This window comes from Pseudomonas putida, assembly GCF_025905425.1.
GTDB lineage: Bacteria > Pseudomonadota > Gammaproteobacteria > Pseudomonadales > Pseudomonadaceae > Aquipseudomonas > Aquipseudomonas putida_AF.
Map to the genome: position 1 here is coordinate 273,835 of NZ_CP109603.1, position 25,003 is coordinate 298,837.

The window sequence follows — 25,003 nt, forward strand, 5'->3', positions numbered from 1 at the left end:
GGGTTGGGAAGGGGCGAGGCAATTCGTCGCGGACGGTATGGGGCGATAATCGAACGGAATGTTCCAGTTGGTTAACTATTGTCAGTGCCGGCCTCTTCGCGGGGCAAGCCCGCTCCCACAGATACCGCACAATTCCCAATTGCATGGAGCCTGTGGGAGCGGGCTTGCCCCGCGAAGAGGCCGGCACTGGCAACCGAAAACAAAAAGCCCACCGCGAAGGTGGGCTTGATGCTGCTACCAGATCATTCAGCCTTTCGGTGTCTGCACCGAAGCCTGCTGATTGGCCTGCCCGGTCTGCTCGTACCAGCCACCGCCGAGCGCCTTGTACAGGTTGACCTCGCTGGTCAGCTGCGACAGGCGATCACCGATCAGTGCCTGTTGGGCGCTGAACAGGTTACGTTGGGCGTCGAGGAAGGTCAGGTTGCTGTCGATACCAATCCGGTAGCGACGCTCTGCCAGGCGGTAGTAATCCTGGTTGGCTTGCACCAGGTCACGTTGCGCCTGCAGCTGCTCTTCGAAGGTCTTGCGCGCAGCCAGGCCATCGGAGACTTCCTGGAAGGCAGTCTGGATGGTCTTTTCGTACTGGGCGACGTTGATGTCCTTCTGGATCTTCGAGTAGTCCAGGCTGGCCTTCAGGCTGCCGGCGTTGAAAATCGGCAGGTTGATCTGTGGCTGGAACAGCCAGGTACCCGACCCTCCCTTGAACAGGCCGCCCATGTCCGGGCTCAAGGTCCCGGCGTTGGCGGTCAGGCTGATGCTCGGGAAGAACGCTGCACGGGCTGCGCCGATGTTGGCGTTGGCGGCCTTGAGCAGGTGCTCGGCTTCCTGGATGTCCGGGCGGCGCTGGAGGATGTCCGACGGCAGGCCGGCCGGTACTTCGGCAAGCTGGTCGGCATTGAGCTCCAGCGGCTTGGGCAGGTCGGCCGGTACGCCGGTGCCCAGCAGCACGGTCAGGCTGTTGAGGTCCTGAGCCACCAGGCGCTGGTACTGCGAGTACTTGACCCGCGCGCCTTCGACGGCAGTACGTGCCTGGCTGAGGTCGAGGGCCGAGGCTACCCCAACTTCGTTGCTGCGGCGGGTCAGGTTGTAGCTTTCCTGGTAGGTCTTCAGGGTCTCTTCGGTCAGCTTGAACAGCGCCTGATCCGCCTGCCAGGTGTAGTAGGCGTTGGCCACACTGGCCACCAGGGCGATCTGCGTGGAGCGTCGCGCCTGCTCGCTGGACAGGTAGGTTTCGAGGGCTTGCTCGCTCAGGCTGCGCACACGGCCGAACAGGTCCAGCTCATAGGCACTGACGCCGAGGGTGGCCGAGTACTGGCTGGTGATTTCGGCTTGGCCGGTCTGCGACGTGTTCGCCGGTACGCGCTGGCGGCTGCCGCTGCCCGTGGCCGAAACCGCCGGGAACAGGTCGGCCCGCTGGATACGGTACTGCGCGCGGTAGGCGTCGATGTTCAGCGCCGCGACACGCAGGTCGCGGTTGTTGACCAGCGAGGTCTGGATCAGTTGCTGCAGCGCCGGGTCGTGGAAGAACTGGCGCCAGCCCTGTTCGGCGGCGGCAACGTCTGCCGACTCGGTCGGCGAGTACGCAGGGCCTTGCGGCCACTGCGCAGCCACCGGCGCATCCGGGGTCTGGTAGTCAGGAATAAGCGAGCAGCCGCCAAGAATCAAAGCAGATACCGCCAGGGACAACAAAGACTTGGTCATTGCCCAGCCTCATAACGTGGAGTTTCAGGGGTGGCGTCTGTTTCCGGCTTTTTGCTGCCGAACACCGACGACACAGCGACGAAGAATAGCGGTACCCAGAAGATTGCCAACACGGTCGCACTGATCATGCCGCCGATCACACCGGTGCCGATGGCATGCTGGCTGCCGGCGCCCGCGCCGCTGGCGATGGTCAACGGTACCACGCCGAGGATGAACGCCAGCGAGGTCATGATGATCGGGCGCAGACGCATGCGGCATGCTTCGATGGTGGCGTCATACAGGCTACGGCCCTGCTCGTGCAGTTCCTTGGCGAATTCGACGATCAGAATCGCGTTCTTCGCCGCCAGGCCAATGGTGGTCAACAGGCCGACCAGGAAGTACACGTCGTTGGACAACCCGCGCAGGCTGGTGGCGATCAGCGCACCGATGATACCCAGCGGTACTACCAGTACGACCGCGATCGGGATCGACCAGCTTTCGTACAGGGCTGCCAGGCACAGGAACACGAACAGGATCGAGAGGGCGAACAGCGCTGGCATCTGCGAGCCAGACAGTTTTTCCTCGTAGGACATACCCGTCCAGGAGAAACCGATGCCGCTAGGCAACTCGCCGACGATTCGCTCGACTTCAGCCATGGCCTCACCGGTACTGTAGCCCGGAGCCGGAGCACCCAGCACCTCGACCGCTTCCACGCCGTTGTAACGCGACAGTTTCGGCGAACCGTAGGTCCATTCGCCCTTGGCGAAGGAGGAGAACGGCACCATCTCGCCCTTACCGTTGCGCACGTACCACTTCTGCAGGTCTTCCGGGCTCATCCGGGCGTTCGGTTCACCCTGGATGTAGACCTTCTTGACCCGACCACGGTCGATGAAGTCGTTGACGTAGCTGGCACCCAGGGCAATCGACAGGGTGTTGTTGATGTCGGCGATGGTCACGCCCAGGGCACTGGCACGTTCGTCGTCGATGGTCAGTTGGTACTGCGGCTCATCGTTCAGGCCGTTCGGGCGCACTGCCATGAGGATCTTGCTTTGTGCGGCCTTGGCCAGGAACTGGTTGCGCGCTTCCATCAGCTTGGCATGGCCAACCCCGGCGCGGTCCTGAAGGAACACATCGAAGCCGGTGGCGTTACCCAGTTCGAGTACAGCCGGCGGGGCGAAGGCGAACACCATCGCATCGCGGAAGCTGAAGAAATGCTGCTGGGCGCGCGTAGACAGGTTGAACACGCTGTTCTCTGCCGAACGCTCCCCCCATGGCTTGAGCATGATGAACGCCATGCCCGAGCTCTGGCCGCGGCCCGCGAAGTTGAAGCCGTTCACGGTAAATACCGAAGCCACGGTGTCGGCTTCTTCCTTGAGCAGGTACTCACGCATCTGGTCGACCACCACCTGGGTGCGCTCGGCACTGGAGCCAGCCGGGGTCTGCACCTGGGCGAACAGTACGCCCTGGTCTTCTTCAGGCAAGAACGCAGTCGGGATGCGGGCGAACAGCCAGATCATGCCCACCACGATCAGGGCGTAGGCCAGCAGGAACGGCACTTTGTTGCGCAGGATGGTACCCACGCTGCGCTCGTAGCCGTTCACGCTGCGGTCGAAGTTGCGGTTGAACCAGCCGAAGAAACCGCCTTTGGCCGTGTGGTGCTCGCCCTTCTTCAGCGGCTTGAGCATGGTTGCGCACAATGCCGGGGTGAAGATCAGCGCCACCAGCACCGACAGGCCCATGGCCGAGACGATGGTGATGGAGAACTGCCGGTAGATCACACCCGTGGAGCCGCCGAAGAAGGCCATTGGCAGCAGTACCGCCGACAGCACCAGGGCAATACCCACCAGAGCACCCTGGATCTGCTCCATGGAGCGCTTGGTGGCTTCCTTGGGCGGCAAGCCTTCCTCGGACATCACCCGTTCGACGTTCTCCACCACGACGATGGCATCGTCCACCAGCAAGCCGATGGCCAGGACCATGGCGAACATGGTCAGGGTGTTGATACTGAAGCCCGCAGCGGCAAGGATGCCGAAGGTACCCAGCAACACCACCGGCACGGTCATGGTGGTGATGATGGTGGCACGGAAGTTCTGCAGGAACAGGTACATCACCAGGAACACCAGGACCACGGCTTCGATCAGGGTGTGGATTACCCCGCTGATCGATTCGGTGACCACGGGTGTGGTGTCATACGGGAACACGGCCTTCACGCCCGGCGGGAAGAACGGTTCGAGGTCGCTGATGGTCTGGCGCAGTGCCTTGGCGGTGTCCAGGGCGTTGGCGCCGGTCGCCAGCTTGACCGCCAGGCCCGAAGCAGGCTTGCCGTTGAACTGGGCGCTGACGGCGTAGTTCTCGCCGCCCAGGCCAACCTCGGCGACATCGCCCAGGCGAACCTGCGAGCCGTCGTTGTTGACCTTGAGCAGGATCTTCTCGAACTGCTCGGCGGTCTGCAGGCGGGTCTTGCCGATGATGGTGGCGTTGAGCTGGGTACCCGGCATGGCCGGCAGGCCGCCGAGCTGGCCGGACGACACCTGCACGTTCTGCGCAGCGACTGCGGTCTTGACGTCGACGGGCGTCAGCTGGAACTTGTTCAGCTTGGCCGGATCGAGCCAGATACGCATGGCGTACTGGGCACCGAACACCTGGAAGTCACCCACGCCGGCAGTCCGCGAAATCGGGTCCTGCATGTTCGAGACGATGTAGTTGGCCAAGTCGTCCTTGGTCATGCTGCCATCTTCGGACACCAGGCCGATCACCAGCAGGAAGTTTTTCACCGCCTTGGTAACGCGAATACCTTGTTGCTGGACTTCTTGCGGCAACAGCGGGGTGGCCAGGTTCAGCTTGTTCTGAACCTGAACCTGCGCGGTGTCGGCGTTGGTGCCTTGCTCGAAGGTGGCGGTGATGGTCATGCTGCCGTCGGAGTTACTCTCCGAAGACACATAACGCAGGTTGTCGATACCGTTGAGCTGCTGCTCGATGACCTGCACCACGGTGTCCTGCACCGTCTGCGCCGAGGCGCCCGGGTAGGACACGGCGATGGCGATGGCCGGTGGCGCGATGCTCGGGTACTGGTTGATCGGCAACTTCAGGATCGACAGTGCCCCGACCAGCATGATCACCAAGGCGATCACCCAGGCGAAGATCGGGCGATCGATAAAGAACTTCGACATGGTTTACTCCGCTTTGGCGTCTACTTTCGCCGCGTTGGCCTGATCAGGGCTGGCCGGCTTATTGACGTTGGTGGCTTCGCTGACCTTGACCTCGACACCTGGGCGTACGTACTGCAGGCCTTCGGTGATCAGGCGGTCGCCTGCGTTCAGGCCTTCCTCGATCAGCCAGTCACTGCCCAGGGTACGGCTGGCCTTGAGCTGGCGCAGTTCGACCTTGTTTTCCTGGTTGACCACCAGTGCGGTCGGTGCGCCCTTGAGGTCGCGGGTCACGCCCTGCTGTGGGGCCAGGATGGCGTTGGCGTTGACCCCGGCGCGCAGGCGGGCATGCACGAACATGCCTGGCAGCAGGGTGTGGTCGGGGTTCGGGAAGATCGCGCGCAAGGTCACCGAACCGGTGGTCTCGTCGACCGCGACTTCGGAGAACTCCAGGCGACCTTGCTGTTTGAACAGGCTGCCGTCTTCGAGGATCAGTTGCACCGAGGCGGCGTTATCGCCGGCCTTCTGCAACTGACCGCTTTCCAGGTCACGGCGCAGCTTGAGCAGCTCGGCGGTGGACTGGGTTACGTCGACGTAGACCGGGTCGAGTTGCTGGATGGTGGCCATGGCGTTGGTCTGGCCATTGCTCACCAGCGCGCCCTCGGTGAACGTGGAACGGCCGATGCGGCCGCTGATCGGTGCCAGAACCTTGGTGTAGCGCAGGTCGATCTGGGCACTTTTCAGTGCAGCTTCTGCCTGCAATCGTTTGGCATTGGCGTCGTCGTATTCCTGCTTGGAGACAGCCTGTTCATCGATCAGCTGCTTGTAGCGCTCGGCGAGCGAGCGGGTCGCCTGCAGGTTGGCCTGGGCATTGGCCAGGTTGGCCTCGTAGACGGCAGGGTCGATCTGGTACAGCTGCTGGCCTTCCTTGACGTCGCTGCCTTCCTTGAACAGGCGCTTGAGAATGATGCCATTGACCTGCGGGCGCACTTCGGCGACGCGATAGGACGTGGTACGCCCCGGCAATTCCGAGGTCAGGGTGAAGGTTTGTGGCTGGAGGGTCACGACGCCGACCTGAGGAGCCTGCGCCGCGGGCGCTGCTTCTTCTTTCTTGCAGCCACTGAGCAGAGTTGCCAGGGCGACGGCGGAAACCAGAGCGGTAACGGCTGGCTTGAATTGCATGAGGATCCTCGGGTCGCTGGAGCAGGAGACGCTCAAGAGTAATGGAAGAGTCTGATCAGAAAAATGCTATCCGGTGGATAAATAGCTTGCTAAGGAATATACTTACATTCATGGTTGTTTGTAAATACCGCTGGGGGAGTAGTTGATTACTCCCCCAGCCCTTGATTAGCCCATCCGGGAGACGCCCTGCAGAGGCGACCCCGGCGGTTTCCCCGAGCGCGCCGCGCGCCCGGGCCCAGATGAGGTTGTACTGCCATGGTCCGTAGAACCAAAGAAGAAGCCCAGGAAACCCGCGCCCAGATCATCGAGGCGGCGGAAAAGGCCTTCTACAAGCGCGGGGTTGCGCGAACCACCTTGGCTGACATTGCCGAACTGGCGGGTGTGACCCGAGGTGCGATCTACTGGCACTTCAATAACAAGGCGGAACTGGTGCAGGCGCTGCTCGACAGCCTGCACGAAGCGCATGACCACCTGGCCCGCGCCAGCGAAAGCGAGGACGAACTCGACCCGTTGGGTTGCATGCGCAAGCTGCTGCTGCAAGTGTTCAACGAGCTGGTGCTCGATGCCCGAACCCGGCGTATCAACGAAATCCTGCATCACAAGTGCGAGTTCACCGATGACATGTGTGAAATTCGCCAGCAGCGCCAGAGCACGGTGCTGGATTGCCACAAGGGCATTACCCTGGCGCTTGCCAATGCAGTACGCCGGGGCCAGTTGCCTGCCGAGCTGGATGCCGAGCGCGCGGCGGTGGCCATGTTTGCCTATGTCGATGGCCTGATCGGGCGCTGGTTGCTGCTGCCGGACAGTTTCGATCTGCTGCGTGATGTCGAAAAATGGGTCGACACCGGGCTGGATATGCTGCGCTTGAGCCCGGCTCTGCGCAAATGACTCTTTGTTAAGGATTGTGAGGGAGTGTTTCCTCATTGTATTAACGGGGCATTAAAAGCGGCCTGTGCTTTTAATGCCCGCGAAGTTGCCGGTCCGGCAACGCCAGCGCCACCACCAGCCCCAGCAGTGCGACCCCGCCACTGCCCATCAGCAGATGCCTGAAGGTCTCCAGCAACCTTGCCTGTGTCACGGGGTCTGCCTCGCCAGCTTTCAGGCTCCCCAGCAATGGATTGCCCAGCAGCTCGAACCCACCCTGGTGCAGCAGCGCTAGCAGCAAGCTGGACATGCACGCCACCCCCATGGCCCCCCCGAGCGAGCGGAACAGGTTGGTGGTACTGGTGGCCACGCCGATGTCCTTGCTGTCCACCGCACTCTGCGTGCCCACCAGCGAAGTCGGAAACTGCAGCCCGCAGGCAATGCCGGCCAGCAGCATGAACACAGCGCTGAGCAGGGCCGACTGCGGCGGTGTCATCGCCATGGCGAAGATGGCCACGGGCATCAATAGCGCACCGGCCAGAATCTGCGGTTTGTAGCGCCCGGTGCGGCTGGTCATGCGACCACCGGTATAGGCCCCCATGGGCAGGCCCATGACCAGTGGCAGCAAGTGCAGCGCAGCGCTGTCGGCACCGGCACCGGTGATGCCCTGATAGCGCAAGGGCATGAGCATGGTCAGGGAAATCGACTGGAAGCTTGCGAAAAAGATCACACCCCAACACAGCACCGCCACGCGGTTGCCGAACAGGCCGAGGGGCAGCAGTGGCTCCTGGCAGCGCCGCTCATGGCCGATGAACAGCACCAGGCCGAGCACGGCGCAGGCAAACAGCGCCAGCACCGGCGGCGCGGTCCAGGCTTGGCCCTGGCCGACCAGGGTAATGCCCAGCAGCAGGCTGCCCAGGCCAACCGTCAGCAACACGGCGCCGAGGTAATCCACCTGGGCGTTGCGCCGCTTGACCGGCATGTCGCCGAGCGCGCGCTGAATCGCCCACAACGCCACCACACCCAGTGGCAGGTTGATCCAGAACACCCAGCGCCAGGACAGGTACTCGGTCAGCCAGCCGCCAAGCACCGGCCCGGCAACGCTGGCCACGGCGTACATACTGCTGAAATAGCCCTGGTAACGGCCACGCTCCCGCGGTGGCACGAAGTCGCCAATGATCGCCTGACTTACCGACACCATGCCACCCGCGCCAACCCCTTGCAGCACGCGCGCCAGCACCAACTGCTGCATGTCCTGAGCGAGGGCGCAGGCAATCGACGCCAAGGTAAACAGCGAGATACCGGTCAGGATCATCCGCCGCCGACCATACAGGTCGCCCAGTTTGCCGTAGATCGGCACCGCCACCGTCATCGCCACCATGTAGCCGGAGATCACCCAGGCGAGCAGGCCGACATCGTTGAACTGTGCGGAAATGGCCGGTAGCGAGACGGCGACGATGGTTTGGTCGAGCGCGCCGAGGAAGATGGCCAGCATCAGGGCTGTCAGCACGTTGCGCAGGACGGTCGGGGGCAGGGCGGCGGTCACGGAATTACCTTGGCAATGGCGATGAGGCCGATGAATTGTAACCTGACTTAGGTAGCTTCCTATGTACTATCTGCATCCCCTATGCAAGATCGGCATTGGCGCATTCATCCAGTGAGGCATGGCTGCGTGATATCGTGGCTTTACCGCAGGGGCTGTAATCCGTGGCCTGCACCAGCTTGGTGCAGCGATTTGCCGCAGGGTTTTCGTGCCGCTGTATCCCACACCTTTTATTCCTCTGCCTGCATGTCGAGCATGACCGCCCAGATGGCGACGGTTGGAACAGGTCAGGTAGACCCGATTCAGGGGTCGGTAGCAACCGTTCAATTTCACGTTATTGCGGAGTGATCATGCCCAGGGCTTCCCACCAAGATTTGCGTTTTGCCTTCCGCGAGCTGCTCGCTTCAGGTTCCTGCTACCACACAGCGTCGGTATTCGACCCGATGTCGGCACGCATCGCCGCTGACCTGGGCTTCGAGGTCGGCATTCTTGGCGGTTCGGTGGCTTCGCTGCAGGTACTGGCCGCACCGGATTTTGCCTTGATCACCTTGAGCGAGTTCGTCGAGCAGGCCACGCGCATTGGCCGTGTGGCGCAGTTGCCGGTGCTCGCCGATGCCGACCACGGCTATGGCAACGCGCTGAATGTCATGCGTACGGTCATCGAGCTGGAGCGTGCCGGCGTGGCGGCACTGACCCTCGAAGATACGCTGCTGCCGGCCCAGTTCGGGCGCAAGTCCACCGATCTGATTCCGGTCGATGAAGGCGTCGGCAAGATTCGCGCAGCGCTTGAAGCGCGGGTCGATTCGTCGCTGTCGATCATTGCTCGCACCAACGCCGGTGTGCTCACCACCGAAGAAATCATCGTACGCACCCAGAGCTACCAGAAGGCCGGGGCTGACGGTATCTGCATGGTTGGGGTGAAGGACTTCGAGCAGCTTGAACAGATCGCCGAGCACCTGACCGTGCCGTTGATGCTGGTGACCTACGCCAACCCCAACCTGCGCGATGACGAGCGTCTGGCGCGCCTGGGCGTACGCATCGTGGTCGATGGCCATGCGGCATACTTTGCCGCCATCAAGGCTACCTACGACTGCCTGCGCCTGCAGCGCGGCCAGCAGAACAAGTCCGAGAACCTCAGCGCCACCGAACTCTCGCACACCTACACCCAACCCGAGGATTACATCCGCTGGGCCAAGGAGTACATGAGCGTCGAGGAGTGACCGGCAGGGCGCCGTCAGCTCAACGGACGGCGCTCAAGGTTGCGCTTTGTGGCACGCAGTGCGCGTGCTGACAGTTGGCTGCCGAGCTGGGTTGGTTGCGCAGCAACTCGACCCGCCAGCAGGCCGAGCCGTATAGCCCGGCGACGGCAAACAGCGCCATCACCAGCGCAAACCTTCTTGTTTTGATGCCCATGGTGCTCACCTCCTGTTACAACGCCAGGTGATACCTCTAAGCGTAGGCCAATCCCCCGGCGCTGGGTTACACCAGGTCCTGATCCCATTCCGGTTCGTCCCTGAACCGCTGCGCAAGAAAGTCCAGCATGCTGCGCAAGGTCGCCGGCATGTGCTTGCGTGAGGTGTACACCGCATTCAAATTGAGCTCCCGTGGCCGTGCTTCGGGCAACAGGCGCACCAGCTCGCCCGTGCGCAGGGCGGCGGCGGCTTGGTAGGTCGGCAACATGGCAATGCCCGCGCCAGCCAGCGCCGCCTTTTGCAGCGTCATGGCTTCATTGGCACTGATGTTGCCCTCGACCGGAACGGCAATCGCCTGGCCTTCCACCTCGAAGTGCCAGAGGTGGTGGCCGAAGTAGGCATGGGTCAGGCAGTTGTGCCCGCTCAGCTCCTCGACCCGCTGCGGCGTGCCATGCTCACGCAGGTAGCCTGGGGCCGCGCACACCACTGAGCGGCACACGGTCAGGCGCCGGGCGATCAGGTTCGGGTCCAGGTCGTTGCTGGTGCGGATGGCCAGGTCGATGCGCTCGTCCACCAGGTTGACCGTGCGATCGAGCATCTGCAGCTCGACCTTCACCCCGGGATAGCGCCGTACATACGCGGCCACTGCGTCCACCAATTGAGCCTGGCCGAATGAGGTACTGACGCTGATGCGCAGCGCACCACGGGGGGCGTCGTCCGGTTGGCGCACGGCAACCTGCAGGTCGCCGGCAAGTTCCAGCAGTTGGCGGCAGCGGGGCAGTGTTTCCTGGCCGGCGGCGGTCAGGCTCAACTTGCGCGTGGTGCGCTGCATCAGCCGTGCGCCGACCCAATCCTCAAGCTCCGCCAGGTAGCGTGAAACCACTGGCCGGGACAGCTGCAGGTGATCGGCTGCCGCAGACTGGCTGCCCAGGTCGACGACAGTGACAAAAACGCGCATCGCGTTGAGACGGTCCATGATTTGCTCGATTTTAGAAACAAACTATGTTCGAGCATCGCATTTTTTGTCATGGATCGGGCAACTAAGCTGTTGAGCATTCTTCTAAAGGACGGATCGTTGCGATGTCACTATTCACTCCCTTGCGTGGCCTGCTGCTGGCCTGTGTTGCACTGACCGGCCAGGCGCTGGCGGCCGAACCGTTGCAGTTGGACGTCTACAACCCTGGGCACGAGGCAATTTTCCCGGTCAGTTCGGTGATTGTCAGTGGCGCGAAGGATGCCATCCTGGTCGATGCCCAGTTCGGCAAGGCCCAGGCCGAACAGGTGGTCGAGCGCTTGCGCGCCGGTGGCAAGCGGCTGACAACCATCTACATCAGCCATGGCGACCCGGATTATTACTTCGGTCTCGACACGCTGACCCAGGCCTTCCCCGCTGCCAAGGTGGTCGCCTCGGCCGCCACCGTCGCCCATATCCGCCAGACCATGGACGCCAAGTTGGCCTACTGGGGCCCGCAGATGGGCGCGGACAAGCCGGCTCGGCTGGTCGTGCCGCAGGTGCTTGAAGGCCATCGCCTGACCCTGGAAGGCCAAGCGCTCGATGTGGTTGGCCTGGACGGCCCGCAGCCCGATCGCAGCTTTGTCTGGATTCCGTCGATCAAGGCGGTCGTCGGCGGGGTGGTGGTCGCAGAACATATCCATGTGTGGATGGCCGATACCCAGTCGGCCAAGTCGCATGCCGACTGGCTAGGCACGCTCGCGCGGATCGAGCAGTTGGCCCCGCGCACCGTGGTGCCTGGGCATTACCTGGGCCAGAGCAGCCGTTCGCTCACAGCCGTGCGCTTCACCGCCGACTATATACAGGCGTTCGATGCCGAAGCCGCCAAGGCGAACGATGCTGCTGCATTGGTCGTCGCGATGAAAAAACGCTACCCCGACTTGGCCGATGAGAGCTCGCTGGAGCTCGGCGCCAAGGTCGCCAAGGGCGAGATGAAGTGGTAATTCCGTTCAATTGATGGAGTATTTCCCATGAGCAAGATCGCAATCATTGGTGCCACCGGCCGCGCCGGCAGCCAGTTGCTGGAAGAGGCCCTGCGTCGCGGCCACAGTGTCGTGGCCATTGCCCGTGACCCGTCGCGGCTGCAGGGGCGTGAGGGGGTAACGGTCAAGGCACTGGACGCCAAGGACAGGGCGGCGCTGCAAGCGGCTGTCGCCGGTGTGGACGCGGTGTTGAGCGCTGCGCATTTTTCGACCCTCGAAGCGCACGCGATCATCGAGCCGGTCAAGCGTGCCGGGGTCAAGCGCCTGTTGGTGGTGGGCGGGGCCGGTAGCCTGCTGCTGCCATCGGGGCATCGGGTGATCGACAGCCCGGACTTCCCCGAGGCCTACAAGGCCGAGGCGAGTGCCGGGGTGCGCTTTCTTGAGGTATTGCGCCAGGAGCCGAACCTGGACTGGACCTTCCTGTCGCCGTCGGCGGAGTTTGTCGAAGGCGAACGCAGCGGGCATTACACGCTGGGCAAGGATCATCTGCTGATAGGTGCCGAGGGCAAGAGCTGGATCACTTTTGCCGACTATGCGATTGCCATGCTCGATGAGCTTGAGAAACCAGCGCATTCGCGGACGCGGTTCACGGTCGGTTACCTCTAGCTGGGGACCTGTAGGAGCGGCCTTGCGTCACGAAAGGCCGCTCCTACAAGGCTCGCGCCTGCAGCCAGTCCATCAACTCGACCAGCCCGGCTGGCAGGTGCTTGGCCTGGCTGACCAGGTAATAGCCTTTGCCGGTGGTCACCTTCAAGGCAAATGGCATGCACAGCCGACCGCTGTGCAAGTCATCGCCGATCAGCGACCAATCGCCGATGGCCACGCCAGTCCCTTGCGATGCCATGGCCATCGCCATGTCCAATGTCTCGAAATGCTGTTTCGGCCCCTGTGCATCGAATGTTGCGCCGGCCGCCTGCAGCCATAACCGCCAGTCATGCTCGTCACGCGAGGGGTGCAGGAGCATGTGCCGCATCAGGTCGTCGATCTTCACCAGCGGCAAGGGGCCTTGCAGCAGCGAAGGTGCACACACGGGGGTCAGTTGTTCGTCGAACAGTTTGCGCACCTGCAGCCCATGGTTCGGCAGGCTGCCGTACACCACCGCTGCGTCGAAGCCTTCGCGGCGAAAATCCACGCCATGCTGCACCGTGGTGGTCAGCTCTACCGGTACATCGGGGCGCAGCGCCTGCCATTCCATCAAACGCGGCAGCAGCCAGCGCATCACGCAGGTCGGGGCCTTGAGCTGCAAGGTGGCGTGATGCCCGCCGACTTCCCGTACCCCTTGTTCGATCAGCGCAAACACCTGCTGCACCCGCGGCAGCCAGTCCTGGCCTTCACGCGTCAGGCTCAGGCCGCGCGCCTGGCGCTGGAACAGGGCGTAACCGAGGTGCTCCTCCAGTGCGGCGATCTGCCGGCTGACGGCGCCTTGGGTGATGTGCAACTCCTGCCCGGCACGGGTGAAATTACAGTGCTGTGCAGTGATCAGGAAGGTGTGCAGGGCGGGCAGGGGCGGGAGCCGTTTCATTGCGCTGAGCCATGATTTGAAGACATGGCTAGTATGTGTTTTTTTGCATTGTGGCGATAGCGCTGCCTTGGGTCCAATACGCGTAGATTCCAACGAGACTCAAGGTAAATACACATGGCAACCTGCGGCGAAGTACTGGTCAAACTCCTTGAAGGCTATGGTGTGGACCATGTCTTCGGCATTCCAGGCGTGCATACCGTTGAGCTCTATCGCGGCCTGGCAACGTCCTCCATTCGTCATATCACCCCGCGCCATGAGCAAGGTGCCGGTTTCATGGCTGATGGCTATTCACGGACACGTGGCAAACCGGGTGTGTGCTTCATCATCACCGGCCCGGGGATGACCAACATCACCACCGCCATGGGCCAGGCCTATGCCGATTCGATCCCGATGCTGGTGATCTCCAGCGTGCAATCGCGCGATCAGCTGGGCGGAGGCCGTGGCAAGCTGCACGAGTTGCCCAACCAGTCTGCACTGGTGTCGGGTGTGGCTGCCTTCTCCCAGACCCTGATGAGCGCCGACGACCTGCCCCAGGTACTGGCCCGGGCCTTTGCCGTGTTCGATGGCGCCCGACCGCGCCCGGTGCATATCGAGATTCCTCTGGACGTACTGGTCGAACCGGCCGATCACCTGTTGCCGGCCCGCCCGGTCCGTAGCAGCCGTGCCGGTGCCGCACCGCAGGCCGTGGCGCTGATGGCCGAGCGCCTGGCGCAGGCGAAGCGCCCGTTGATCCTGGCCGGTGGTGGTGCGTTGAACGCTGGCGCTTCGCTGGCACGTTTGGCAGAGCAGCTTCAGGCACCGGTGGCATTGACCATCAATGCCAAAGGGTTGCTGGCCTCTGACCATCCGTTGCAAATCGGCTCTACCCAGTCGCTGCCGGCTACCCGTGCACTGGTGGCGGAGGCGGATGTGGTGTTGGCCATCGGCACCGAGCTGGCCGAGACCGACTATGACGTGACCTTCAAGGGCGGCTTCGAGATCCCCGGCAGCCTGCTGCGGATCGACATCGACCCGGACCAGACCGTGCGCAACTATCTGCCGGAGCTGGCGCTGGTTGCAGACGCAGACCTGGCCGCCGAGGCGCTGGTCGCCGCCTTGCAGCATCAGCCGCTGCCAGCGCGTGAAAGTGCTTGGGGGCAAGCGCGCGTCGCGCGTCTGCGCCAGTCGCTGGCGGGCAGCTGGGATCAGCCGACCCTGAGCCAGACTCGCCTGCTGACCAGTATCCTCGAGACGCTGCCCAATGCCATCCTGGTCGGGGATTCGACCCAGCCGGTGTACTCCGGCAACCTCACGCTGGACATGGATCAGCCACGCCGCTGGTTCAATGCCTCGACCGGCTACGGCACCCTGGGCTATGCATTGCCGGCGGCGATGGGCGCCTGGCTGGGCAGCGCCGCGCAGATCGCCGAGCGTGCGCCGTCGGTTTGCCTGATTGGCGATGGTGGCATGCAGTTCACCTTGCCGGAGCTGGCCAGTGCGGTAGAGGCGCAGGTACCGCTGATCGTGCTGCTGTGGAACAACCAAGGCTACGAGGAAATCAAGAAGTACATGGTCAACCGCGCCATCGAGCCGGTCGGGGTGGATATCCATACCCCGGACTTCATCGGCGTGGCCCGTGCGTTGGGCGCTGACGCGGAGCATGTGGCGGATGTCGCGCAGTTGCAGGCGGCGCTGGGGCGTGCGGTGGAGCGCAAGGGGCCGACGTTGATTCAGGTTGATCAGAATCAGTGGCAGGCGGCAGTTGCAGGTTAACTGAAGCTGCCGGCAACACATTACTCCGCTGTGGCGCGCAACCGCGCCACATCGCGTATCGGCGGCGCGCCATACAGCCGGCTGTACTCGCGGCTGAACTGCGAAGGGCTTTCATACCCCACCCGATACCCCGCCACCGCCGCCTCAAGCCCGTCGTTGAGCATCAGCCGCCGGGCTTCCTGCAGGCGCAATTGCTTCTGGTACTGCAACGGGCTCATGGACGTCACGGCCTTGAACCGATGGTGCAAGGTCGAGGTGCTGAGGTTGACCTCACGGGCCAGGTCCTCGATGCGCAACGGTTGCTGGAAGTTCTGGTTGAGCCAGGTAATGGCCTGGCAGACCCGATGAGTCTGGCTGTTGGCCAAGGCGATTTCGTACAGCCGATAACCCTGCGGCCCACGCAGCAGGCGGTAGAGAATCTCGCGGCGGATCAGCGGCGCCAGCATGGCAATGTCCCGTGGCGAATCCAGCAGGCGGATCAGCCGCAGCAGGGCATCGAGCAACTGCGCATCGGTCCTCTCCACGTACAAGCCACGCCCGGAAGGCAGGCTGGGCACCAGCATCGGACCGCTTTCGGCGATCAGCTGGCTGATCTCGGCCGGGTCCAGGTCCAGCCGCAGGCCCAGGCTTGGGTTTTCGGGGCTGGCATCGAGCTTCACGCCACTGAGCGGCAAGGTCACCGACACCACCATGTAATGCAGCGGGTCGTAGATATACTGCTCGTCGCCCAGAAACAGGCTCTTGCTACCGTGGGCCAGTACGCACAAAGCCGGCTGGGCCAGGGTGGGCACCGAGCGGACGCTTTCCCGATAGCTGACCAGGTACAGGTCGTCGATGGCCGACATCGTGCTGTGGGGTTCGGCGGCATGGCGGCGGATCAGTTCGGCCAGCTCCTGGCGTTGCACTTCCAGGGTTGGGTCGATGGACGTGGCGGTGGTCATGATGGCTTTCCTCTACTGACTGACGCAGCATAGGTTTGGGCAATGGCGGGCGCTAGTCGAAAGCTGCACGCCGATTGCCTGATCCTGCCACGCTGCAGGATCAGGCAATCGGCCAGCAGTAATGGCCTAACGCGGCGCGCGGGCCAGCCCTTAACCTTGGCAGCCTGGTTTTTCGTCCGCCTGTTCAAGGAGATCGTGCAATGACCCAACGACAACCGGTCACTCACTTGGCTTTCATTCGTGCCAGCAACGGACGTTCGGCGGAGCTCGGCGCGCGCCTGCGCGACCTGCTCGAACCCTCGTTGCGCACGCCGGGTTGCCTGAGCTTCACGGTCCAGCGCTCGCAGGCCGACGCTGACCTCTGGCTGCTCAGCGGCAGCTGGCGCGATCAGCAAGCGATGAGCGGCTACTTTGCATCGCCGACCCTGGAACTGTTCGGTGAGCTGGTGCAGGCCCAGGTGGTCAGCAGCCTGGACCTGCATACCTTCGATTGATTGCGCAGGGGCACGGGTTAGAATGCTGCCCCTTTATCAATTACCCAGAGCGCAGCATGGCACGTAGAGAATTCCCGCAGTTCGAAGCGGTTTCGGCGATGGTCCCGGTGGAAGGTGGTGGCTACAACGCAGCCATCGCGGTGAAAGCGCTGGGCATGGGCGGGGCGCCGCGCTTTCACAAGGTACTGGATGGCCAGGTGTTCAAGGGCGCCATGGCGGCCGATGAGGCCGCCTGCGCCGAGCTGGCACGCCTGCAGGGCGTTAGTGAAGAGGGTGAGCTGATCTGGTGATCAGTTGCCCACCTGGGGCCTGGCCATCTTGAACAGGTTGCCCAGTTCGAAATAGTCCGCCGGGCCGCCACCACGCAGGATCGGTTCGGCGGCAGCGGTGTCGTAGATGCCGTTGTTCAGCAGGTGCTCGGCAATGTGCACCGCCACCACTTCGCCGAGGATCAGCCAGCTGGGCACCAGCTCCTGGTCTGCCCGCTTCAGCTGGACGATCTGGCTGACCTTGCACTCGAACGCCACCGGGGCTTCGCCCACGCGTGGCACCTCGACGATGCGCGACGGCGTTGCCGTCAGGCCGCTCAATTCGAACTCATCGATGTCTGCCGCTACCGCCGCACAGCTCTGGTTCATCGCCTCGGCCAAAGGCCGGGTCGCCAGGTTCCAGACAAACTCGCCGGTCTGCTCAATGTTGTTCAGGCTGTCTTTGCGCCCGACGCTGCAGAAGCCGATGATTGGTGGGATGTAGTTGAAGGCGTTGAAGAAACTGTAGGGCGCCAGGTTCAGGCGGCCTTCGCGGTCGTGGGAGGAAATCCAGCCGATAGGGCGGGGGCCGACGATGGCGTTGAAGGGGTCGTGGGGCAGGCCATGGCCTTTGGCGGGTTCGTAGTAGTACATCGGTGCTGGGCTTGCTGGCCCTACCTCTTGGGGAACGAGGCGCTAGTGTGCCAAGCCTGTGCCCGTCTGGAAATGATCAAGCCCGGCCGAAGCCGGGCTGGGTGCGCGCATCAGGGGTTAGCTGATGCGGTGAGCATTGGTGCGGTCGAAGCCGTCTTCGGCGAAGCGCTGGCCGCCGGTACGGTCGAAGCCATCTTCAGCGAAGCGTTGCGCGCCGGTGCGGTCGTAGCCATCTTCGGCAAAGCGCTGGGCGCCAGTGCGGTCGTAGCCGTCTTCAGCGAAGCGCTGGCCGCCTGTGCGGTCAAAACCATCTTCAGCGTACGCGGCCGATTGGCTCTGCACGGCTGCGAAGGTGTGGGCGTTGGTACGGTCGAAGCCGTCTTCGGCGAAGGCGCCAGTCGCGATAACCGAGAGGGCCAGGGTGAGGATCAGTTTGTTTTTCATGGTCGTTGCTCCAGGGGTTGCGAGAGGTTGTTTGCTTCTATGGGTTTAATCCTACGCCGATAAAATTGATAAAAAAGCGCAAAAAATAGCGTCTAAATATCTATTTAATCGATGCATGTGCCCGCGAGAACGGTGAATCAGCCAATGGACTGACGGGCATCTAGCAGGGTATGGATCAGCGTTTCGCCAGCCATTGCAGGATGACGACGTCGAATTAATGGGGCGTTAAGAACGAAAATCAGTCTGTAGGCAGTAATGAACGCTTTTTTCATACGCCATAAACCGATTTTTCAGGCTTTGCTCAGCACCATCGCCGCACTCAAAACCGGAGCGGCAAACAATGAATAAACTTCCGCAAATCACCCTGGCCTTCTGGGTCATGAAGATCTGCGCAACCACGTTAGGTGAAACGGCGGGCGACTTGCTGTCGATGACCCTGAATATTGGCTACGCGTTGAGCTCGCTGATGTTGATCAGCGTGTTTCTGCTGACCTTGCTTGGCCAGCTCTACTCACGGCGCTACCACCCGATGCTCTACTGGTTGGTGATCCTCTCCACCAGCACGGCGGGCACCACCATGTCCGACTTCATGGACCGCACGCTTGGCTTGGGCTACGCCGCGGGTTCGTCGATTTTGATCGGCATCTTGCTGCTGACCTTCCTGGTGTGGCGCCTGAGTGGAAACCCATTGGACGTCACCCGCATCAAGAACCGCGCGGGTGAGTTGTTCTACTGGGTGGCGATTCTGTTCTCCAACACCTTGGGGACCGCCCTGGGCGATTACCTGGCGGATGATTCGGGGCTCGGCTTCGCCGGTGGTGCACTGCTGGTCGGCAGTGCCATCGCGCTGGTGGTCGTGGCCCGTTACTGGACACGCATCCCAGGCGTGGTGCTGTTCTGGGTCGCGTTCGTCTTGACCCGCCCGTTCGGCGCCACCCTGGGCGACTTCCTGACCAAGCCCCACGAGAAGGGCGGGCTGGATTTCGGCACGGTCGGTTCATCGGCAGTGCTGGCAGGGGTGTTGCTGGTACTGGTGCTGATGGCGACCTATTACCAGCGGCGTGAGCCGCGTCAGGTGCTGGAGATGTCCTGAGTATTGACTCGATAACGTGTACTGCGGCCTCCACCTGGCAGGCGGGCCAGGCACGCCTTGTCGAGCAGGTCGGTGAGGTGGCGGGTTGCAGTGGCCTTGGAGACTTTCGCAACGGCCTGGTACTGCGCGGCACTGATGCCTTCTTCGAATCCGCGTGGGCCCCCGTCGAGCAGTCGGTTGAGCACCTTGACCTGCTCGGGTAACAGGCCGTCTGCCCGATGCACATGCCAGAACCTGGCTTTGGTGAGTATGCGGTCGATATTCACCAACGCCTGTTCGAGGCTGCGTAGCAGGGTTTCGAGGAACCACATCAGCCACCGGGTGATATCAAGGCCGTCTTTCTGGCTGCTCTCCAGTATCTGGTAATAGCCTGCCCGGTCGTCGAGGATGCTGGCAGACATGGCATAGAAACGGATTGCCTGCTGTTCGGCCTGGGCCAACGCTAAGTCGGTAATGGCACGGGTCAGGCGGCCATTGCCGTCGTCGAAAGGGTGCAGCGTGACGAACCAGAAGTGCGCGATACCTGCACGCAATAGCGGGTCCAGATGGGGTGCGTGACGGCTACTGGCAAACCAGTCGAGAAAAACGCTGACCTGGTCTTTCAGGCCGTCACGGGGCGGTGCCTGGAAATGCACCGTTGGCTTGTCGAGGCGACCGGAGATCACCTGCATGGTTGTCTCGTCACGCAGCTGGCCCACTAGTACCGCTTTGCTAAGGCCTTCCTCCGCCGTAGGAAACAACCAGTGATGCCAGGTAAACAGGCGCTGCAAGGTCAGTGGCTGGTCGTACTTCTGTGTCGCATCCAGCATCAGCTCCGCGAGCCCTTCGCTACGGGCGTTGGTCGGGCCTTGTTCCTGGACGCCCAGCCGCCGTGCGAGGGAGGAGCGCACCGAACCCACGTTCAACTGTTCACCCTCGATCGCCGATGAGGTGACTATGTTCTGCAGCAGCGTATCGAGGACATTCTGGCATTCGCTGAGCTCATCGACGCCCCCGATCTTGCCCAGCAAGCGTCCTTGGGTTTCGACACAACTGCGGAGCAAGGGTGCGAGAGCGTCGCTTTGCCATTGAAAATGGGGCCAGTCGGATTGCTGCCAGATCCACAACGTGCTGTTCATGATGGTTTCACCCTGCCCGTGAGCCGAATGAGCAGCTTATTCGGCTCACTGGATGAGCCGAATAATACTGCTATTCGGCTCATTATGTGAGCCGAATAACGCAGCTAATCGGCTCATTCACCGTGAACGCGACAAAAAAGGGGCGCCCGTACAACGGAGCGCCCCTTTTTAATAACCACCGAATCCGTATCAGTCAGTGGTGATCCGCGAGTGCTGCTTGGTGTCTTTCATGGTCGCATACACCAGCAGCGAGCAGGCGATGCAGCCGGTGACGTACCAGTAGAAGCCGGTTTCCATGCCGTTGCTCTTGAACCACAGGGCCACGTATTCGGCGGTGCCGCCGAAGATCGACACGGTCAGGGCGTACGGCAGGCCAACACCCAGGGCGCGGATCTCGGTCGGGAACAGCTCGGCTTTGACCACTGCGTTGATCGAGGTGTAGCCGCTGACGATGATCAGCGCCGCCATGATCAGGAAGAACGCGCCCCACCAGGTTTGCACAGTGTGCAGGGTGCTGAGGATCGGCACGGTGAACAGCGTGCCGAGCACGCCGAAGGCGATCAGGATCGGGCGCCGGCCGATCTTGTCGGACAGGCCGCCGATCACCGGTTGCAGGCACATGAACAGGAACAGCGTGGCGGCCGAGATGGTGGTCGAGTCGCTGATGCTCATGCCCACGGTGTTGACCAGGTACTTCTGCATGTAGGTGGTGTAGGTATAGAAGGCCAGGGTGCCGCCCATGGTCAGGCCGACCACGGTCATCAGCTCCTTGGGATGACGCATCAGGGTGCGCATCAGGCTTTCCTTGGACTTCTCTTTCTTGGTGAAGGAGGCGGTCTCTTCCATGCCGCGACGCAGGTACAGCGCCACCACCGCGCACAGCGCGCCGATCACGAAGGGAACACGCCAGCCCCAGGCATACAGCTGCTCGGTGGTGAGCGTCTGTTGCAGGATGATCAGTACCGCCAGGGCGATGAGCTGGCCAGAGATCAGCGTCACGTACTGGAAACTGGAGAAGAAACCACGGCGCTCCTTGCTGGCCATCTCACTGAGGTAGGTGGCCGAGGTGCCGTACTCACCGCCCACCGACAGGCCCTGCAGCAGGCGTGCGAAGACCAGCAGGATCGGGGCGGCGACGCCGATGGTTTCGTAGCCGGGCGTCAGGGCGATGAGCAGCGAGCCCCCGCACATCAGCAGAACCGAGGCCATCAGCGCGGCTTTGCGGCCTTTGCGGTCGGCATACAGGCCCATCAGCCAGCCACCGATCGGGCGCATGAGGAAGCCCACGGCAAAGATCGCAGCGGTATTGAGCAGTTGTGCGGTGGTGTCGCCAGCGGGGAAGAAGGCTTTGGCGAAGTACAGCGAGAATGCGGCGTAGACGTACCAGTCGTACCATTCGACCATGTTGCCGATGGACCCGCTGAAGATCGACTTCAGGCGGCTGGCGGTGGTTTTTTCGGCGGCCGGCGCGATGGCCGCCCCGGTTGGCAGGGAGGTGGCGTTATCCATCAGGGATACCTTCTCGTTGTTTTTGTGGAGCGCGCCTGAGCGCTGCTTGCCACAGTGATTGCAGAAGGTGTGCCAAATGGGTGCGGGGTGATTCATTTGGGGGCGCGGCGCCCCCCTTCGCGGGCAAGCCCGCTCCCACCGAGCCCTCATGTTCAATGGGTTTGGTGGGAGCGGGCTTGCCCCGCGAAGGGCTGCAAGGCAGCCCATTGCAGGTACAGCCGAGGCATCAGTGATCAGCGGATTTCCGCTTATCACGCTCTGGTAGTAAGCAGAAATTCGCCTATTGCAGGTAGTCCTCCCGCACCAACCCATGCCGCTGCATCTTTTCGTTCAGCGTACGCCGCGGCAGCTGCAATGCTTCCATCACTCCCTTGATCTCCCCTTTGCACTGACGCAACGCCACCCGCAAACACTGCGCTTCAAACGCCTCCATCTGCTCGCCCAGCGACTGGCCGGCCGGCGCTGCTTCAATGTTCGGCGAGCCTAGCCCCAGGGCGTGCCGCTCGGCCGCGTTGGCCAACTCGCGCACGTTGCCCGGCCAGTCGTGGGAAAGCAGCTGCGCCAACTGGCTGCCACTGAGCGCCGGCGCTGTCCTGCCCAGTTTTTCAGCTGCAGCACGGGCAAAGTGCTCGAACAGCAAGGGAATATCCTCACGTCGCTCACGCAAGGGTGCCAGCCGCAGCTCGGCTACGTTCAAGCGATAGGCCAGGTCTTCCCGAAAGCGCCCGGCCCGGGCTTCTTCCAGCAGGTCCGGTTTGGTCGCGGCGATGATGCGCAAATCGACGCTGATGCTCTGGTTGGCCCCCAACCGTTCGAGCTTCTGCTCCTGGATCACCCGCAGCAGTTTTGCCTGCTGGGCCAGCGGCATGCTCTCGATCTCGTCGAGAAACACCGTGCCACCGTTGGCATACTCAAGCTTGCCGATCCGCTTGCCTTGGGCGCCGGTAAAGGCACCGCTCTCATGGCCGAACAGCTCGGCCTCGAACAGTGACTCGGGGATCGCCGCGCAGTTGAGGGCCACGAAGGGTTTGCCCGCACGCGGGCCGAAGTCGTGCAGGCAGCGGGCCACGCGCTCCTTGCCACTGCCGGTTTCACCACGAATCAGCACATTGACCGGCAGCCCGGCCAGGTCCAGCACCTGCCGGCGCAGTTGCTGCAAGCCTTGGGACATGCCTAGCAGCATGTCTTCGAGGCGCGACTTGAGGTCGGCCTGTTCGTGCAGCCGGCGGTTCTCCAGCACCAGTTGACGCTTTTCCAGGGCGCGGCGCAGGCTGCCCAGCAGATGCTGCGGGGTGAAGGGTTTTTCGAGGAAGTCGTAGGCGCCGTTGCGCATGGCATCTACCGCCATCGGTACGTCGCCGTGCCCGGTCAGCAGAATCACCGGCAGGTCGGGGTCGTCCTTTTGCAGGCGTTCGAGCAGTTGCAGGCCATCCATGCCCGGCATGCGCACATCGCTGATGATCACGCCCGCAAAGTGCTCTGGCAGCTGCGCCAGGCAATCCTCGGCGCGGGCGAACAGTTGCACGCTGAAGCCAGACAGGCTCAGCCATTGCTCGACCGCGCTACGGATACTGGCTTCATCATCGACGACGATCACTGAATTCAACATACAGGCTCCAGGTCGCGGGGCAGGGTAAGGCTCAGGCGTGCGCCGCCGGCCAGGTTCTCGGCCTGCAGTTGGCCACCGGCCTCATGGACGATGCCATAGGAAATGGCCAGGCCCAGGCCTAGCCCTTCACCCACGGGTTTGGTGGTGAAGAACGGGTCGAAGACCTTGGCCAGGTGTGCCTCGCAAATACCGCCCCCCGAATCGAGCACGCTCAGGCGCCACTGTTCGTTATCCCGCTCGATGCGGATTTCCAGGCGCTTGTAGCGCTTGTCGGCCATGGCGTCGAGGGCATTGCGCAGCAGGTTGATCAGCACTTGCTCCAGGCGGATCGCATCACCGCGTACCCAGGCCGGGCGCGCCAGGTACAACGCCACCTCGACACCTTCGCTGCGGATGCGCGTATCGAGCAGGTGCAGGGCCTGGTCGACCACGCCGGCCAAGTCCAGGCGCTCGCGCAGCCCGACCGGGCTGTTACGGGCGAAGGTCTTGAGGTGGCTGGTGAGCGCGGCCATGCGCGTGAGCATCTGCTCCAGTGGCTCCAGGGCCTTGCGGGCTTCGTCGTAGCGGCCATGGTCGAGCAGCAGGCGCAGGGTTTCCAGCTGCATGCGCTGAGTGGTCAGCGGCTGGTTGATCTCGTGGGCCATGGCCGCGGACATTTGCCCGAGGGCGGCCAGCTTGGCCGATTGCACCAGGCCTTCCTGTGCGGTGCGCAGCTCACGGGTGCGTTCCTCGACCTGGCGCTTGAGCGCTTCGCGGCTGCGCTGGCGCAAGCGCGCCAGGCGCAGCCGTTGGCTGACGAACAGCGCCGCGAAGACCAGGCTCAGCCACACGGCGGCAGCGCCGAGGGCTGCGGCGCGGCTGTCGGCGGTGACCTGGGGTTTGCGCAGCAGGTGCAAGGTCCAGTCCTCACCTTGCAGTGGCAGGCTTTCCCACAGGTATTCGGCGACGCCCTCCGGGCCTTGCACGCGGGTCAGGTGGCTGTTGTCGGCAAAGCGGGTCAGTACCTGATGCTGCAGGGGCACCAGGGGTTGTTTGTCGTATTGGCGGGTTTCGGCCAGTTCTGCACGGTCAGGGCCGCTGAGCGGCTTTAGCTCGCGGTAGCGCCAACCGTCCTGGTTGGCGATGAAGGTGATGCCACGGGCATCGCTGACCAGCAAGATATCGCTGCCCTGGCGCCATTCACGTTCCAGCTCCGGAAACTCAAGCTTGACCACCATGGCGCCGAGGAAGCGGCCATGCTCATCACTCACTGCGCTGGCCAGGAAGTAGCCCGGCACGCCACTGGTCACACCCACCGCGTAGAAGCGGCCACTGCCCTGGCTGCGGGTCTGCTTGAAATAGGGGCGAAAACCATAGTTGGAGCCCACGTAGCTGCTCGGCAGCCGCCAGTTGCTGGCCGCGATGGCCAGCCCGGTGCGGTCGAGCAGTTCGAGGGTGGACGAATTGGCGGCACCGTTGATGCGTTCGAGCTTGCGGTTCAAAGCGTCCTGTACCGGCTCGCTGACCGGGCCGCGCAAGGCTTCGATCAGTTCAGGGTCGAGCGCCAGCACGGCAGGTAGCGCGCGGTAGCGTTCGATCAGGGTATGCAATGCGTTGGCATACAAGCCCAGCTGCTGGCTGGCACGCTGGGCGTCGTCTTCCATGGCCTGGCGCTTGGCCTGGTGCATGGCCCAGCCCGCGCTGAGGGCGGTGCCAAGCAAGATGAACAAGATCATCAGCCCCAGACGCAGGGCGCGAAAGGAAAACGGCATGGGGCGGATCCGAAAGAGGGAGAATCAGTACCGGCGATAAGGCCGG

Annotated in this window: 22 protein-coding genes; 8 read left to right on the forward strand and 14 right to left on the reverse strand. The window is 62.8% G+C overall.

Annotation, left to right across the window (positions count from 1 at the left end):
* Window positions 1-246: 246 nt before the first annotated feature.
* Genes OGV19_RS01290 through ttgA form a run of 3 tightly spaced genes read right to left on the reverse strand, consistent with a single transcriptional unit; the run spans window position 247 to window position 6,008 of the window.
* A complete protein-coding gene (locus tag OGV19_RS01290; RefSeq protein WP_264311769.1) occupies window positions 247-1,701 on the reverse strand; it encodes an AdeC/AdeK/OprM family multidrug efflux complex outer membrane factor in 1,455 nt (484 codons plus the stop codon).
* Window positions 1,698-4,850, reverse strand: a complete 3,153-nt coding sequence (gene ttgB, locus OGV19_RS01295; protein ID WP_264311770.1) for a multidrug efflux RND transporter permease subunit TtgB — start codon at window positions 4,848-4,850, stop codon at window positions 1,698-1,700. The genes OGV19_RS01290 and ttgB overlap by 4 nt, the downstream gene beginning before the upstream one ends.
* Before the next feature lie 3 nt (window positions 4,851-4,853).
* Window positions 4,854-6,008, reverse strand: a complete 1,155-nt coding sequence (ttgA, locus tag OGV19_RS01300; protein WP_264311771.1) for a toluene efflux RND transporter periplasmic adaptor subunit TtgA — start codon at window positions 6,006-6,008, stop codon at window positions 4,854-4,856.
* Window positions 6,009-6,263: 255 nt separating this feature from the next.
* On the opposite strand from ttgA, the gene ttgR reads away from it, so the two are divergent.
* Complete coding sequence (gene ttgR, locus OGV19_RS01305) at window positions 6,264-6,896, forward strand: efflux transport transcriptional regulator TtgR (protein ID WP_264311772.1); 633 nt, start codon at window positions 6,264-6,266, stop codon at window positions 6,894-6,896.
* Between the two features lie 70 nt (window positions 6,897-6,966).
* On the opposite strand, the gene OGV19_RS01310 is transcribed toward ttgR, so the two are convergent.
* Window positions 6,967-8,418, reverse strand: a complete 1,452-nt coding sequence (locus OGV19_RS01310) for an MDR family MFS transporter (RefSeq protein WP_264311773.1) — start codon at window positions 8,416-8,418, stop codon at window positions 6,967-6,969.
* 347 nt (window positions 8,419-8,765) lie between these two features.
* Here OGV19_RS01310 and OGV19_RS01315 point away from each other — a divergent pair, with 347 nt between their 5' ends.
* Complete coding sequence (locus OGV19_RS01315) at window positions 8,766-9,635, forward strand: oxaloacetate decarboxylase (RefSeq protein WP_264311774.1); 870 nt, start codon at window positions 8,766-8,768, stop codon at window positions 9,633-9,635.
* A 19-nt stretch (window positions 9,636-9,654) separates the two neighbouring features.
* Here the strand turns inward: OGV19_RS01315 and OGV19_RS01320 are convergent, their stop codons facing one another.
* Together OGV19_RS01320 and OGV19_RS01325 are read right to left on the reverse strand one after the other, a co-directional pair.
* Entirely contained in the window at window positions 9,655-9,828 is a 174-nt protein-coding gene (locus tag OGV19_RS01320; protein WP_264311775.1) for a hypothetical protein, read from the reverse strand.
* A gap of 66 nt (window positions 9,829-9,894) precedes the next feature.
* The gene (locus OGV19_RS01325; protein ID WP_264311776.1) at window positions 9,895-10,803 is read right to left on the reverse strand and encodes a LysR family transcriptional regulator; all 909 of its coding nucleotides are present in this window, start codon (window positions 10,801-10,803) and stop codon (window positions 9,895-9,897) included.
* 104 nt (window positions 10,804-10,907) lie between these two features.
* Between OGV19_RS01325 and OGV19_RS01330 the strand changes: the two genes are divergently transcribed.
* Together OGV19_RS01330 and OGV19_RS01335 are read left to right on the forward strand one after the other, a co-directional pair.
* The gene (locus tag OGV19_RS01330; protein WP_264311777.1) at window positions 10,908-11,783 is read left to right on the forward strand and encodes an MBL fold metallo-hydrolase; all 876 of its coding nucleotides are present in this window, start codon (window positions 10,908-10,910) and stop codon (window positions 11,781-11,783) included.
* Between the two features lie 27 nt (window positions 11,784-11,810).
* Window positions 11,811-12,428: an NAD(P)-dependent oxidoreductase gene (locus OGV19_RS01335; protein ID WP_264311778.1), complete on the forward strand. Its 618-nt coding sequence runs from the start codon at window positions 11,811-11,813 to the stop codon at window positions 12,426-12,428.
* A 43-nt stretch (window positions 12,429-12,471) separates the two neighbouring features.
* Here the strand turns inward: OGV19_RS01335 and OGV19_RS01340 are convergent, their stop codons facing one another.
* Entirely contained in the window at window positions 12,472-13,344 is an 873-nt protein-coding gene (locus OGV19_RS01340; protein WP_264311779.1) for a LysR substrate-binding domain-containing protein, read from the reverse strand.
* A 114-nt stretch (window positions 13,345-13,458) separates the two neighbouring features.
* On the opposite strand from OGV19_RS01340, the gene OGV19_RS01345 reads away from it, so the two are divergent.
* On the forward strand, window positions 13,459-15,096 hold the full coding sequence (locus OGV19_RS01345) for a 5-guanidino-2-oxopentanoate decarboxylase (protein ID WP_264311780.1): 1,638 nt from the start codon (window positions 13,459-13,461) through the stop codon (window positions 15,094-15,096).
* 20 nt (window positions 15,097-15,116) lie between these two features.
* On the opposite strand, the gene OGV19_RS01350 is transcribed toward OGV19_RS01345, so the two are convergent.
* Window positions 15,117-16,037 carry an AraC family transcriptional regulator gene (locus tag OGV19_RS01350; protein ID WP_264311781.1) on the reverse strand — a complete coding sequence of 307 codons (921 nt, stop codon included), beginning with the start codon at window positions 16,035-16,037 and terminating at the stop codon, window positions 15,117-15,119.
* Window positions 16,038-16,237: 200 nt separating this feature from the next.
* Between OGV19_RS01350 and OGV19_RS01355 the strand changes: the two genes are divergently transcribed.
* Both OGV19_RS01355 and OGV19_RS01360 read left to right on the forward strand, forming a co-directional pair.
* Window positions 16,238-16,531: a putative quinol monooxygenase gene (locus tag OGV19_RS01355; RefSeq protein WP_264311782.1), complete on the forward strand. Its 294-nt coding sequence runs from the start codon at window positions 16,238-16,240 to the stop codon at window positions 16,529-16,531.
* A 56-nt stretch (window positions 16,532-16,587) separates the two neighbouring features.
* Entirely contained in the window at window positions 16,588-16,821 is a 234-nt protein-coding gene (locus OGV19_RS01360; protein WP_264311783.1) for a hypothetical protein, read from the forward strand.
* Here the strand turns inward: OGV19_RS01360 and OGV19_RS01365 are convergent, their stop codons facing one another.
* Both OGV19_RS01365 and OGV19_RS01370 read right to left on the reverse strand, forming a co-directional pair.
* Window positions 16,822-17,433 (reverse strand): flavin reductase family protein, encoded by a 612-nt coding sequence (locus OGV19_RS01365; protein WP_264311784.1) that lies wholly within the window; start codon window positions 17,431-17,433, stop codon window positions 16,822-16,824. It lies immediately after the preceding gene.
* A 117-nt stretch (window positions 17,434-17,550) separates the two neighbouring features.
* A complete protein-coding gene (locus OGV19_RS01370; RefSeq protein ID WP_264311785.1) occupies window positions 17,551-17,877 on the reverse strand; it encodes a hypothetical protein in 327 nt (108 codons plus the stop codon).
* Window positions 17,878-18,217: 340 nt separating this feature from the next.
* On the opposite strand from OGV19_RS01370, the gene OGV19_RS01375 reads away from it, so the two are divergent.
* On the forward strand, window positions 18,218-18,970 hold the full coding sequence (locus tag OGV19_RS01375; RefSeq protein WP_264311786.1) for a COG4705 family protein: 753 nt from the start codon (window positions 18,218-18,220) through the stop codon (window positions 18,968-18,970).
* Here OGV19_RS01375 and OGV19_RS01380 read toward each other — a convergent pair.
* The 4 genes from OGV19_RS01380 to OGV19_RS01395 all read right to left on the reverse strand — a co-directional run bounded on the left by OGV19_RS01380 (window position 18,949) and on the right by OGV19_RS01395 (window position 24,957).
* Complete coding sequence (locus tag OGV19_RS01380; protein WP_264311787.1) at window positions 18,949-20,088, reverse strand: Fic family protein; 1,140 nt, start codon at window positions 20,086-20,088, stop codon at window positions 18,949-18,951. The two genes, OGV19_RS01375 and OGV19_RS01380, sit on opposite strands and share 22 nt — an antisense overlap.
* Before the next feature lie 189 nt (window positions 20,089-20,277).
* Window positions 20,278-21,597 (reverse strand): MFS transporter, encoded by a 1,320-nt coding sequence (locus OGV19_RS01385; protein WP_264311788.1) that lies wholly within the window; start codon window positions 21,595-21,597, stop codon window positions 20,278-20,280.
* Between the two features lie 280 nt (window positions 21,598-21,877).
* Window positions 21,878-23,206 carry a two-component system response regulator MifR gene (locus OGV19_RS01390; RefSeq protein ID WP_264311789.1) on the reverse strand — a complete coding sequence of 443 codons (1,329 nt, stop codon included), beginning with the start codon at window positions 23,204-23,206 and terminating at the stop codon, window positions 21,878-21,880.
* Window positions 23,200-24,957 (reverse strand): two-component system sensor histidine kinase MifS, encoded by a 1,758-nt coding sequence (locus tag OGV19_RS01395; protein WP_264311790.1) that lies wholly within the window; start codon window positions 24,955-24,957, stop codon window positions 23,200-23,202. Before OGV19_RS01395 ends, OGV19_RS01390 begins: the two co-directional genes overlap by 7 nt.
* Window positions 24,958-25,003: the final 46 nt, after the last annotated feature.